The 11,770-nt window shown below is 61.5% G+C and carries 14 protein-coding genes; all 14 read right to left on the bottom strand.

The window, feature by feature from the left end; translation table 11 throughout:
- Positions 1–19: 19 nt before the first annotated feature.
- A complete protein-coding gene (locus ACFFUC_RS11575) occupies positions 20–181 on the bottom strand; it encodes a hypothetical protein (RefSeq protein WP_377686388.1) in 162 nt (53 codons plus the stop codon).
- Positions 178–1,194, bottom strand: coding sequence for an ATPase, T2SS/T4P/T4SS family (locus ACFFUC_RS11580; protein ID WP_377686390.1), 1,017 nt, complete (start codon positions 1,192–1,194; stop codon positions 178–180). The genes ACFFUC_RS11575 and ACFFUC_RS11580 overlap by 4 nt, the downstream gene beginning before the upstream one ends.
- Positions 1,194–2,552: a TraB/TrbI/VirB10 family type IV secretion system protein gene (locus ACFFUC_RS11585; protein ID WP_377686392.1), complete on the bottom strand. Its 1,359-nt coding sequence runs from the start codon at positions 2,550–2,552 to the stop codon at positions 1,194–1,196. Before ACFFUC_RS11585 ends, ACFFUC_RS11580 begins: the two co-directional genes overlap by 1 nt.
- Before the next feature lie 4 nt (positions 2,553–2,556).
- On the bottom strand, positions 2,557–3,258 hold the full coding sequence (locus ACFFUC_RS11590; RefSeq protein WP_377686394.1) for a TrbG/VirB9 family P-type conjugative transfer protein: 702 nt from the start codon (positions 3,256–3,258) through the stop codon (positions 2,557–2,559).
- Positions 3,255–3,926 carry a VirB8 family type IV secretion system protein gene (locus tag ACFFUC_RS11595; protein WP_377686396.1) on the bottom strand — a complete coding sequence of 224 codons (672 nt, stop codon included), beginning with the start codon at positions 3,924–3,926 and terminating at the stop codon, positions 3,255–3,257. The genes ACFFUC_RS11590 and ACFFUC_RS11595 overlap by 4 nt, the downstream gene beginning before the upstream one ends.
- A gap of 53 nt (positions 3,927–3,979) precedes the next feature.
- Positions 3,980–4,981 (bottom strand): TrbL/VirB6 family protein, encoded by a 1,002-nt coding sequence (locus ACFFUC_RS11600; protein ID WP_377686398.1) that lies wholly within the window; start codon positions 4,979–4,981, stop codon positions 3,980–3,982.
- Positions 4,981–5,520 (bottom strand): hypothetical protein, encoded by a 540-nt coding sequence (locus ACFFUC_RS11605; RefSeq protein WP_377686401.1) that lies wholly within the window; start codon positions 5,518–5,520, stop codon positions 4,981–4,983. The genes ACFFUC_RS11600 and ACFFUC_RS11605 overlap by 1 nt, the downstream gene beginning before the upstream one ends.
- A 3-nt stretch (positions 5,521–5,523) precedes the next feature.
- Positions 5,524–6,300: a type IV secretion system protein gene (locus ACFFUC_RS11610; RefSeq protein WP_377686403.1), complete on the bottom strand. Its 777-nt coding sequence runs from the start codon at positions 6,298–6,300 to the stop codon at positions 5,524–5,526.
- A gap of 2 nt (positions 6,301–6,302) precedes the next feature.
- The gene (locus ACFFUC_RS11615) at positions 6,303–7,427 is read right to left on the bottom strand and encodes a lytic transglycosylase domain-containing protein (RefSeq protein WP_377686405.1); all 1,125 of its coding nucleotides are present in this window, start codon (positions 7,425–7,427) and stop codon (positions 6,303–6,305) included.
- Positions 7,428–7,564: 137 nt separating this feature from the next.
- Positions 7,565–9,922: a VirB4 family type IV secretion/conjugal transfer ATPase gene (locus ACFFUC_RS11620; RefSeq protein WP_377686406.1), complete on the bottom strand. Its 2,358-nt coding sequence runs from the start codon at positions 9,920–9,922 to the stop codon at positions 7,565–7,567.
- A complete protein-coding gene (locus ACFFUC_RS11625; protein ID WP_377686408.1) occupies positions 9,915–10,190 on the bottom strand; it encodes a VirB3 family type IV secretion system protein in 276 nt (91 codons plus the stop codon). The genes ACFFUC_RS11620 and ACFFUC_RS11625 overlap by 8 nt, the downstream gene beginning before the upstream one ends.
- The gene (locus ACFFUC_RS11630; protein ID WP_377686409.1) at positions 10,190–10,504 is read right to left on the bottom strand and encodes a TrbC/VirB2 family protein; all 315 of its coding nucleotides are present in this window, start codon (positions 10,502–10,504) and stop codon (positions 10,190–10,192) included. Before ACFFUC_RS11630 ends, ACFFUC_RS11625 begins: the two co-directional genes overlap by 1 nt.
- Before the next feature lie 19 nt (positions 10,505–10,523).
- Positions 10,524–11,096, bottom strand: coding sequence for a lytic transglycosylase domain-containing protein (locus ACFFUC_RS11635; protein WP_377686411.1), 573 nt, complete (start codon positions 11,094–11,096; stop codon positions 10,524–10,526).
- Between the two features lie 136 nt (positions 11,097–11,232).
- Entirely contained in the window at positions 11,233–11,622 is a 390-nt protein-coding gene (locus tag ACFFUC_RS11640; protein ID WP_377686413.1) for a hypothetical protein, read from the bottom strand.
- Positions 11,623–11,770 lie beyond the last annotated feature (148 nt).

Genomic DNA, 11,770 nt, shown 5'->3' on the forward strand with positions numbered 1-11,770 from the left:
CCAGTCCTCCAATGTGCGTTCAGTAGCCAAGCCAGCCGATCAGTTCCGCGGTGGTGATGAAGTTCTCGAGGCCCAATTCTTCGCGGGCCTCCTGCGGATCGAGGCCATGAGCGCGCACCAGATCTTCGGCCTCGGCCTCGGTGAGTTGCGGATGCGCGGCGGCATAATCCCAGCTCGTCATGGCGCAACCGCCTCGGGATCAAACCCGTCCAATGCCGGCATCCAGATTTCCATGACGCCGCGCCGGTCGCCCGCGCGACCAACCTGGATCACCACGTCGATCGCGCCGCGCACATAGCGCTGGATCTCACCGTAGCTCATACCGAGACCGCCCTTGGCGACCATGAAGGCCAGACGGTCGAGCGCTTTGCGTGCCGATTGGGCATGAATGGTCGTGAACGAGCCTTCATGGCCGGTGTTGATCGCCTCCAAAAAGGTGATCGCCTCGATGCCGCGCAACTCGCCAAGAATGATGCGGTCGGGACGAAGACGCAAAGTGGCCTCCAGCAGCCGTTCGGCCGAGCGCACGGAGCTTTCTTTACGGTCGGCAATCAGGCTCACGACATTCGGAAGATCCGGCAGCAGCTCGTTGGCATCCTGAATAAGCACAAGGCGCTGATCGGGCTCGACCATCCAGAGCAGGCGGCGCGAGAGTTCGGTTTTCCCGCCAGAGGTAATCCCCGAGATCAAGACATTCAGACGCTTGCTCACCACTTCGCGGCAGAAAGCATCGAACGCCTCCTCCGAGCCAAGCGACAGCTCGGCCTTGAGCCGTCCGAGCGTGGCCGCGCGCTCTTCCTCCATCGAGCGCTTCACATCACGCAAAAGGCCGAAGCGATGGGGTTCCGCCCCCGAAGGTCGGGGCCGGAAGAGGCGCAGCGCGATCACCGTGCCCTGCGCCGAAGCCGGCGGCACGATCGCCTGACAGCGCAAATTGACCCCCTCGAAGGAGACCGAGGCCGAAATCATCGGCGCGGTCTCGTTGAGCGAGAGCGATTGGTCGTTGGCGATTTGCTTGGCAAGGTCGCGGGCAAAATCCGCATCGAGACCCGGAACCTGAATTTCCCGCATCACCGCCTCGCCAGCCCATTCGGCCCAGATCCGGCCGTCGCCGTTCAGCGCAACCTCGATCATGGCGGGATCGCGGATCAGCGGGCCGATCTTGTCGAGATAGGCGTGGAGATAGCCTTGCATCACAGCATCTCCACATCGGCATTGACCTGCACCATCACCACCGCGCCCTGATCAATGCTGATCGTGGTCGGCATATCGAGATAGCCCTGCATGACGTCGCTCAAAGCCCCCGTGGCGCTCTGGCTCACATCCGAGGCCGCATCGGACCATGCGCTCCGCGTATTGCCGCGACCGCTGTCGCTCTCGTTTTCAAGGGCAGCCGAGATGATCGAGGGCAGGCCGCCGATGATCGAGACCGCGCCAGCACCGACAAAGCGGGCAAGGGTGTGATTGCGCACCTTGCCCGTCAGGCCGGAGCGCCCGATCCGGTCGGTGCCGTAAGCCGCCAGATCCGCCGATTGCCCGTCCGGCGTCACCACCCGATCCCAAGCCACCAGCACCCGACGCTGGCCGCGACCAATATCCGAGCTGTAGCGCCCGAAGAGTTTTGATCCGCGCGGGATCACCACATTGCTCATATCCATCGAATAGACGTCATAGCTGACCGTCGCGATGACATTGCCCTCAAGGCTCGACTGGATCGCGGTCTGAAGCGTGGCTTCAATCAGCGTGCCTTGCACCACAGTCTTCGAGGGGTTGGCGATGACCTGTGCATGGGTCACTTCCGCGCGCGTGGCACCTGCGCGCACGAATGCCTCATCGCCCTCATATCGCTGACCGCCTTCACCTTGGCCTTGCGCAGAAGATGATCCGCCCCCGGCGCGATAGGCCACCATGGGCGAGCTATTCTGGGCGGCCCGCTGCGCCTCGGCCGCCGCGCGGCGCGCGTCCAGCTCCGCGAGCCGCTGCGCCTCGCCATTATCGTCCGGGGGAATGGGAAGACCGAGCAGGCTTTGCGTGCCAAGCTGCGTTTGTAACCGGAGGTTTTCCCGCTCAAGCTCGGCATAGGCCGTCTCCTGATCCATGGCCTGCGCGCGCAGGTTTTCCATATCGGCCTGAAGCGCCGCCAGTTCGGGCGGGATTTCTGCAGGCTGGTTCTTGAGCGCATCCATCTGGGCCTGCATCTCGGCCAGAGCCGTGCGCAGCGCCTCGGCCTCGGGGTCAGAAACCGGCGTCACGATAATCTGCGCGGGCGCGGGATCTGCGGGCGGGACTGTCTCGGCCGGTTGCGCGCGCGGAACCCGCGTCGTGAGGCCCGACAGCCCCAACTCCTCTTGAAACTCCGCCGCATCAGAGGTGCGCACCGCAGGCTTTTGCTCCGCCTCGCTCGGGATCGAGGCGACATAGCCGCCGATCCCGAGGCCCACGGCCAAAGCCGCAGCATAGGGGCCATAGGTTTTCAACGGCGAGGGCTTGGGCGGCAGCTTGCGCAGACCGTCAAGGCGTTCCTGCACGCGAGTTGTGGTGTCTTGGGCCATGGCGTCACTTTCCCTCGATGCAGGCATGATCGTCGCCGTAGCGCACGACCCAGCGATCCGAGCGGCCGGCCACGACAATGACCGAGCCGTTCATCGTGCTGTTGACCGCGTATTCCAGCCCTTTGGCATCGACGCGGAAGACAATCGGGGTGGCGGCACCTTGCGGGATCTGGAAATAGGTCTTCGCCCCATCATCCGAGATCGCGATCGGCGCAAAGCGCGCGCCCTTGGTTTTGCTCAGCACGCGGTAGCGCATTTGGGGCAGGGGGGCTTCGGGCACGGTTGCGATGGTCGAACGGCGGCTGGCCGCGCCCGACCCCGGCACGGTAATTTTCATCGACCATGCGGGGGCGCGTTTGCCCTCGACCACATTGAGGAAATAGAAGCGGCGGTTGGTCTCGACCGTGACGTTGGTTTGCGCCCCGTCGATCACCGGCTTGATGGTGAAGACGTTGTTGCCTTCGAGCTTTTCCACCTGAAAGCTTTCCGTGTCGCCCGCCGCGATCGAGCGGATGGTTTCTCCATCGCCAAGCTCGATCATGGTGATGTTGCGCACGCGGGTCGCAACCGTATAGACCTGCCCCTCCTGATAGGTGGCATAGGTGATGCGTCCGTCGCGCGAGCCCGAACGCGGGGCCACTTCGGCTTGGGCAAGAGCGGGCAGGGTCATGGCGGCAAGCACAGCCGCTATCAGCGCCTTGTTCATTCCTGATCCTCCAGAGATTCCGCCGTGATGCGGTAATTGCTGACGATGAAGCCAAGGGGGTTTTGCCAGACCAGCTCAACCGCGCTTTCGGTCGAGGGCTGGAAGTCATAGGTGACGGTGGCGTAGAATTTGCCCACGCGATCATCCTCGCCGGCTTGCGAGAAGGTCTTGGTAAAGCGCACCGTGGCGGTGTTCTCGTTCACCTCGCTGATGCTCTGGACCTTGATCGCGACCTTGCCGGAAGCGCCGTAAAGCGTTGGCGGATAGTTCGGATTGGTGGGGTTCCACAGGCTGCGCAGCTTGTTTTGCTCCAGGAGGCTCGACATGCGGAACACCTTGAGCAGGCGGTTCTCGTTGTCACTTTCGTCATAGGTCTCGCGGTCCATGACGTAGTTGAAGAGCAGCCCTTTGCGCACGGCCTCGGCCTCGGCCATGCCCGCAGGCTCGACCTGGACGATCCGGCTCGCCATGCCGGTGTCCTTGTCCACCATCACCACGAAAGCTTCGGTCTCTTTCAAGGGCAGGACGGAAAGGGCTGCACCAACGCCACCAGCCGCGATCACCAGCCCCAATGTCCCGATGATGAAGCCGAGCCGTTCGCGGCGTTTTCCTTCAAGAAAGAGTTCGCTTTCGAGAATCGTTCTCTGTTCAGACACACGGTCTGTCATGGCATTCCCTCGGAATTGAATGGTTCAGCGCAGAGGCCGGTCAGACCGAGCGATCAGCGCAGGATTTGTGCGTTGCGGATTTTTTCGGAGATCCGGCTGGCACCACGTCCGGCAGCCTTGGTGATGTTGCCACCATGCTCGGCCCATACCCGATCCCGTCGCGCGGCCGCCTGCTCGGGCGTCTTGCCGGTCATCAGACCGGACCGGAAGGCTGCGCCGCGCTGACCGCCCGATGCCATATGCATCGCTTGGGGTGCAAAGGAGGCAAGATGGATGTGCCCCGAGAGATGGGAAGCGGCTTGCGGGATGGTCAGCAAGGCCTTGATGCCGACCAGCGCCACGACCAGAAAGCCCAAGAGATCCGACACGACATTGACGTTTTCCTGTGGTGCGAACTGCGCTTCCGCCACCATTGCAATAGTGGAGATCAGGGCCGCCGCAGCAACCGGATAGAGCAGATAGCCGACGAAGGCCGAGAGCCAGGCCTCGAACTGCCCTTTGGTGCGCTCGAACATGGTCAAGACCATAGCGAGCGGCGCGACCCCGAGCAGGAAGGCGATCATGATTTTGGCAAAACCGACCACCAGCACATAGGCGGCCATGAGGCCGGCCAGAACCAGATAGAGAACCGCGCCCAAAACACCGCGCGCAATCGCGCCCCGCGAGGTCAGGACGGTATCGGCCGTATTCCCCATCTGGGTCGCAAACGCGTCCATCGCCGCGCCCGGAGAGCGCGGGCCGCCACCGGCAATATCAAAAAAGCTCATCGCCAGATTGGCCGCCCCGTCCGAGAGCGCCACATAAAGGGTCCCGAAGTTGCGCCAGCTCAACGCAAAGGTAAAAATCAGGACAATGCGCCAGATCAGCCGCATGGAATCCTGTATTGTCAGGGCATAGGCACCAATCGCCACATTCAGGCCGACAGCGATGACAAGAATGGTGGCAAGCAGTGCCGCAACCGGCCCCATGGCCTGGGCGGTCGATTCAAAGAACTGCCCGCCCGTGGATTGGATCGCCTGGTCGATCGAGGCGAGAATACTGCTGACAATCCCCATCAGAACGGTCTCCCGCACATCTCTTCGGCTTGATCGAACAAGCCATGGGTCTCCGTCAGCAGTGCGCCGGTCTCATGCGTGAGCTTTTCGACACCGTGGATCTCTTTCAGCTCTTCTTCAAAAGCGAGAATGGCGCTGGCCGGAACGAGTTTGCCGGTGCAGGTACAATCTTTCGTCGCCAGAACATTGGTGAGTCGGAGATAGCGATCAATGTTGCGACGAACGACAAAATTCTCGTCGCCTTTTTTGCCGAGAACCTCGACAAGATCGGCGGGTTTTTCGCAGGCAATATAGCGCACATTGCCCGCGTTTTTCAGCGGCTCGATTTCAGCCACCGACGCGTCGTCCTTGCCCATATCAATGCGCAGGAAGTCATCCTCGGCATCGAGCTCCGCCTCGGTCAGCGCCGGTGCGCCCGTGATGTCGACCAGCGGATCGGCCGCGTTTTGCGGGAAGGAAAAGAAGGCCGCGCTCGCCGCAAGCGCTCCGACCAGAGCTCCGACCAGAGCTCCGATGGAGAGGTAAACCAATTTATTCATTTCTCACTCCTCCATCTTGATTTGCAAGAATTTTTCTTCCTCAGCGGCCGTCGCGGCATCCATCACGCCAGCCTCGCCCATGCCAACCGTCTGGACCGCTTCCATCGCCCAGAGATTGGCAAGCGCGATGCCCAATTCGGCGGTGACGCGGGTGTTGAGGTCGATCGCCTGTTTGAGGTTTTCGCTCTCCTCGATCTTGCCGACCAAACCGTCGATGCGGATCAGGCTTTCCTTGGCCTGCTGCGACGAGCTTTCCGCAGCCGCCGACATGAAGGCATTGACGTTGGCCGCCGTCCCGATCCGTGCCGTGGCCGCATTCTCGCTTTCCGTCAGCGTTTTCACCTGCTCGCGGCTCATGCCGGCCGAGGCAAAGGTGCGATCGACATGGGCCGCAACCGTGCCGCCGCCGAGCGTGCCGCCTGCAAGAGCACGCTCCCAATTGCCGGATTTGGCGGCATCGAGCGAGCGCGTGAGATCGGCAAATTGCGGCAAAATATCCTTGAGGAATGAGGCAGGGTCAAAACCGAGATCGGCCAGCGAGAAGCCTTCTTTCAGCGCCGCGATCTGACTTTGAAGAAGCGCGATCTGCTCGATCATCTTCAGCGTCTGGTCATCCAGCTTGAGGTTCGCGGCGATCTGCTCCTTGAGCTGGAGACGCGCTTCCGCCAATTGGTCGGTCAGCTTCGCCAGACTGGTCACGTCAATCGTCGGCACCCCTTGCGCTCCGGCCTGAAGGCCCAAGGTGAGCGCGAGTGTTGCCGCTGCAAAAAACTGCTTCATCATTAATCCTCCATCGACACGCGCAAAAAGACCTCGTCCTCGGCATAGGCTTGCAGCAAGAGCGCGTAGCGCGCGGCATCAATGCGTTGCCGGACCGCTTTCAGACGGGTTTGAATAATCGCCATGCGCGTGACCTCGGCCCGCGCATAGGTATTGAGATCCATGGCTTCCTTGACGGAACCCGTGCCTTCGATCTGCGTCACAATCGAGCGCAGACGGGTGGCCGCCCCCTCCATGGTATCCATGGAATGTGCCGCATAATGCCAACCAGCGTCCGCGACATTCGAGCTTTCCGCAATCACCATATCCTTGGGATCAAGCGTGCCGAGATCATCGGCACCACTCACCCGCCCCGCATAGGCCTGGTAATAGCCGCGGATGCGCACGACATAGCCCTGCGTCTCTTTATAGGGCGGGATGCCGTTATACTTCTGGACCGCGCCGGGACCGGCGTTATAGGCGGCCAGCGCCAACTCCATCGAGCCGAACCTGTTGAGCTGTTGCAGAAGATAGCGCGCGCCACCGTCCAGTTGGGCGCGGGGATCATCGTAATAGGCCGGATAGACCCCGAGCTCTTTGGCGGTTCCCGGCATGATCTGGGTCAGGCCGAAGGCCGCGACCGGACTTTTGGCCCCGATCGAGAAGTTGGATTCCGCCTTCACCAGCCCTTGGAACCAGCAGCGGAACTCGACCGCATTGATCCCCGCCTTCGCCAGAGCCGGATGATTGCTGTATTTGACCACGGTTTGCGCGATCATCTGCTCGATCGTGGCCGGCGCATCGCCAAACAGCCGCTCGGCATAGGGATTGTCGTCATCAATGGCATAGACCGCCTCGCTGGCGTAAGCCGCGCCGGTTTCCAGATCGGGGATGAAGGCACTGGTGCCGGTCAGAAGCTTCAGCGTCTCGTCCAGAGCGGCAGTCTGATCGGCCTGATAGCGCGCAATCTCCGCGCGCTTGGCATTCTCGTCCACTTCCGCACTGGTCTTTGCACGCTCGGCGTCGATCATCATGATCTCCAGCGCGACTTTCTTCATGTCCACAGCCGGAACGCCCTGAGACCACAGAGCCACCGGCAAGGCCGTCAGGGCAAGCGAGCTGCCGAGAAGGAGGGGCTTGAGACCCATGCGCCCGCCCTCAACGCTGCGCTGCGCAATCGCGCGTTTCGACAAAACTCATGGCGGACCAGCAATTGGCCTTCTTGATCGGAGCCTCACTGGCGCAGGCCGACAGGAGCGGGAGAAGGGCAAGCAGCAAAAGGGCCTTACGCATGGTCTGTTCTCCAAAAAAACGGTTTGCTTTCAAAATCGGTGCCGAAGGCCGCGCGGCCTGCCTCGCCACCGCCAAGCGCGGTCAGAAGCGGGCCGAGGGTCGAGAGATCGACGTCGAGAAGCGTCTGGCCGTTATGGCTGCGCAAAAGCGCCTGACGGGCGCCGGTCCGTCCGGCCAAAAGAAAGTCGGTCTCGTTATCCGTGAGGCCGAAGCCCTCGTAATCGGCGGGCTGTGCGCGCCGGTTCGGAAAGAGGATCTGGGTCGGCAATCCTTCGAGGATCGAGCGGGATTTGCTGTTCCTGATCTGCGACGGGAACTGCGTCAGCAGCACCACGACCACATTCATCTTGCGCACCGTGACCAGCCATTTGGGGAGCCAGCGCGCAAAGAACGCATCGTCAAAAACCGTCGATGCCTCGTCAATCACCAGCAGCATCGGCTGGCGGGCCTCGAACATCAGCTCCAATCGGCGGAAGATATAGGACAGAAGCGCCGAGCGTTCGGTCGGCAGACCGAGGATTTCTGTGAGATCGATGCCGAGCACATCGAGTCCGTCAAAATCCACCACAGGCGCTTCTGCCTGACCGAAGACCCAATTATAGCGCCCCTGCGGTCCCCATTCCGCAATCCGCGCCGCCAGCGCGCGATCATCACGCGCATCACCGATCAGGGTCGCAAAATGCGCGAAGCGGCGCAGATCCGGAGCGGCCTGCCCGTTCTGGCGCACCGCATTCTTGAGCGCATCAGCCTGATGTGGGGTCATAACCTCGTGGTCACGCTCGACCAGAGTTGCCAGCCAATCCATCAGCCATGCTTCGCCACGCGGGCCGTTCTCGGTCGCGAGCGGATTGAGCCCCGTGGGCTGACCGGCCTTGATCTCGGCATAGCGCCCGCCGAGGGCCGCGACCGCCATGCGCAAGCCTTGGTCCTTGTCGAAGAGCACCATGCGCGCGCCGGTCCGGCGCGCTTGCGCCGCCAGAAAAGCCAAGGTCGCGGTTTTGCCGCTGTTCGAGGGGCCAAGAATGAGCGTGTGACCGATGGTCGGCTCGGCTTTGGGATCACCCGCATCATGGAAGGAAAAGCGGTGCGCGGCGCCCGTCACGCTTTGGAAGACCGTGATCGGGGATTTCCACGGCAGGCGCGAAGCGGGCGTGCCGCTATCAGTCATATGCAGGCTGCATAGATCCGCGAAGGTGATCGAGCTGACGATGGTTTCCCATGCCTGATAGTCGCGATTGCCGGGATGGTTGGCGAAAAACGTCGCCTCCATGGTGGAGGTGAGCCGTGTCAGGCGCAGCTTGGCTTGCTCGGCCACCCCGCGCACCTGCGAGACCCGCTGCTCCAGCGCATCGGGGCTATCTGCAAAAACCGTGATGGTAAACTGGTGCTCGCCGAAGCCGAGACGGCCGCTTTCCACATCGTCATAGGTCGCGCCAAGCTGATCCTCGATCGAGCCCGCCGCATCATCGGCCGCGCGCATCTGCTGGATGCGCAGCTTGGCGAGATCCGCGATCTTCTGGCGCGCGATCGGGGTATAGCTATGGGTCAAAAGCGTATCCATGCCGGTATCGAGGGCATCGAGCATCCCCGGCTCGGTCATGGTCGGATAGTTTTTGACGGCGAGCACGGCCGCGTAGCGAGGCTGGTCCAGACCCTCTTCGAGGGTGATCACGCGGCCTTTGAAGCGCAGCCCGACATTGCTCACATCCTCGGCAATCAGGCTCAGATCGCCGCGAAACTCGGGGCGAAGAATTCCGGAGTTGATCGCGCTGTAGAAACCCAGAAGCGAGCCGTCGCTGATGTTCAGCCGACGCGTTCCGACCGGCAGGCTGGTTTCCAAAATGGCGACCACCTCACGCAATTCGGCATGGCGCGCAGCGGTGTCACCATCAAAGATCTGCTTGGCCTTGCGGGCAAGGAACGGGAGCTTGAGCGGGGCTTGCAGGTTACGCACCACCGTCAGCACCACCACGAAGTCGCGCAGCTTCTGGGCCTCGAGATGGGCGTTCCAGCGCTGGTCGAGATCCGCCTCGAAGCTCTCGCCGTAGATCGGCGTGAGGCCGAGGGCAGCGGGCTTCATCATGCGGTGGACATAGAAGCTGAACCGCTCGTCCAGCCCGTCAAGGATCGAGGCAAAGCCGCGGCGCAGGTCTTCAAGGTCGCGATCGGCCGAGGTGAAGCCGTCCTTGCCCGAGATCTCCAGCGACATCATCAGGGCATTGTCGCGCGTGCGCACCGTGTAATCGTCCACGTCGAGCACATAGGGCATGTGCGGATAGAGCTGCGGCACCTTGGGCCGCACGGCCCCTGCGCGCGCACTGACATGGCGATCGTGTTTTGCATCAAACAAACCGGCGACCCTCTTTTCTTTTTCTGCGCGAAAGGGAGGGCGGGGTCCGGCGCAGGACCACCGCGAGAGCCTTATGGCCGTTGGGGTTCACCGCGACGGCAATGCGCGCCGCGATGTACCAGACCGGACCGGTCAGCACCCAAGGGATGAACTGCGTCCAGAAAAAAGGCAGGGCTGTCAGAGCGCCGACACCGAGCATGTAGGGCATCGGCAATCCCATCAAACGCGCCTGCCGTGACAGCCCGAGGATGACGGCGCTCCGTTCCATCAGGTCAGCGCCGATTTCATCTGGGTCACAAGAGACGAGCCGCCGAAGACGAAGAAGCCGCCCACGAAGATCATCACGACCCACCACCAGCTGATCCGGTTCATCGCCGCCATGAAGCCGCAGATGATGAAGGCGCCGGTGAAGATGGCGATAGCAATGTTGCCCTTGAGCCAGGTGATGAATCCTGTGCCGACCTTATCGACCTTGGAAAAATCCACCGTGCCGCTCGCTTGGGCCAGCACTTCACTTGCGTTGAGGGTGAGCAAAGCCACCGCCAGAACCGCAAGAGCGGTCTGGACGTACGTCCTGTTCATCAAATTTCTCCTGAATTTGTTAGTGGGAGAGGAGCCTGTCTCGTTCCACGGTAATTCGTTTTATGTAATCTTGAGTCTCGCGATACGGCGGAACGCCACCGTATTTCTGCACCGCACCCGGCCCCGCATTATAAGCCGCGAGCGCGAGTGACGGATTTCCGAACCGCTGCATCTGCGTCAGCAGATACCGCGCCCCCCCGTCGAGGTTATCCATGGGATCATGAGGATTGACGCCCAGCATCTTCGCAGTTCTGGGCATCAATTGCGCCAGTCCGACCGCTCCTTTGGGGCTCAGCGCGCGCGCATTGAACCGCGATTCCTGCCAGACTAGAGCCTCGAAGGTCGCGATCCACTGCTTCTGCGTCAGGCCGGCTTTCTTGATTGCCGGATGGTTTTGATAGCGGAGCGCGGTCTGGCGCACACTCGGCCGGGCACCAGCGTAACGGTCCGTCACGCCAGATCCGCGAATGACGCGCTCGCCGGATTGCGCGGCAAGTGCCTCGCGCAGCGCCGTCTGCTCCGCCACCGCCTCGGGGCTGGAAGCCGCTTTGGGGGCGATGCGGCGCTGACCTTGTGCCGTGAAGCGCTGCACAGACGAGCTCGATCCGATCGTTTGTGGACCGTCAGCGCCGAAGCGGATCACGTCAGCAGAGGCCGCACTTAGTCCAATTGAAGTTAAGACGGCCAGTCCACGAAAGAAATTTTTGCCTACAAAAGCAGCCGGTCTCTTATGCTGCTCCAGTATCTGCGTAGCGCAGAACAATGCTCTTGCCGCCGTCCGTTTCGAGCCCAACGCCCGAGAACCCAAGCTCTTTGAGAACCTTAACGAGACCAGAGACGGTTTTAAGCTCCCTGTACTCAATCGTGTGGCCAGACCCAAAGCCTGTATTCGCTGCAAGTTTTGCTCGCTGCCGTCGTTCATCGCGTGTCGTAACGAGAACAACCCAGTTGAGCGTGTCAGGATCGACGCCCATGAGATACCAGCTTCCGTGCCATTGAGGGCCGCGTAGTTCTGCATCCTCTCGGCTGAGAACGTGAAGCTCCCACCCTTTTGACAAATATTCCCGCAATCCTGCGACCGTGACCACATCGTTAGGCTTTCCGCTAATGTCGTTCACTGTCGGTCTCTCCAGATGCATGAGCCCGACGCTATATCTAGCATCGTTCTACAAGATTATATCGCTGCACACAAGATATAATCTTGCAGACAGCTGTGGGTTCTTCCTCTTGGCATCTACTGCGTGTTCACGAGTTTTCCAAGCAAGA

The sequence above is a fragment of the Paracoccus cavernae genome (assembly GCF_042430175.1).
GTDB lineage: Bacteria > Pseudomonadota > Alphaproteobacteria > Rhodobacterales > Rhodobacteraceae > Paracoccus > Paracoccus cavernae.

Coding starts and splice junctions, on each gene's coding strand:
- ACFFUC_RS11575 (WP_377686388.1), bottom strand. CDS start 181: ATGACGAGCTGGGATTATGCCGCCGCGCATCCGCAACTCACCGAGGCC.
- ACFFUC_RS11580 (WP_377686390.1), bottom strand. CDS start 1,194: ATGCAAGGCTATCTCCACGCCTATCTCGACAAGATCGGCCCGCTGATC.
- ACFFUC_RS11585 (WP_377686392.1), bottom strand. CDS start 2,552: ATGGCCCAAGACACCACAACTCGCGTGCAGGAACGCCTTGACGGTCTG.
- ACFFUC_RS11590 (WP_377686394.1), bottom strand. CDS start 3,258: ATGAACAAGGCGCTGATAGCGGCTGTGCTTGCCGCCATGACCCTGCCC.
- ACFFUC_RS11595 (WP_377686396.1), bottom strand. CDS start 3,926: ATGACAGACCGTGTGTCTGAACAGAGAACGATTCTCGAAAGCGAACTC.
- ACFFUC_RS11600 (WP_377686398.1), bottom strand. CDS start 4,981: ATGGGGATTGTCAGCAGTATTCTCGCCTCGATCGACCAGGCGATCCAA.
- ACFFUC_RS11605 (WP_377686401.1), bottom strand. CDS start 5,520: ATGAATAAATTGGTTTACCTCTCCATCGGAGCTCTGGTCGGAGCTCTG.
- ACFFUC_RS11610 (WP_377686403.1), bottom strand. CDS start 6,300: ATGAAGCAGTTTTTTGCAGCGGCAACACTCGCGCTCACCTTGGGCCTT.
- ACFFUC_RS11615 (WP_377686405.1), bottom strand. CDS start 7,427: ATGGGTCTCAAGCCCCTCCTTCTCGGCAGCTCGCTTGCCCTGACGGCC.
- ACFFUC_RS11625 (WP_377686408.1), bottom strand. CDS start 10,190: ATGGAACGGAGCGCCGTCATCCTCGGGCTGTCACGGCAGGCGCGTTTG.
- ACFFUC_RS11630 (WP_377686409.1), bottom strand. CDS start 10,504: ATGAACAGGACGTACGTCCAGACCGCTCTTGCGGTTCTGGCGGTGGCT.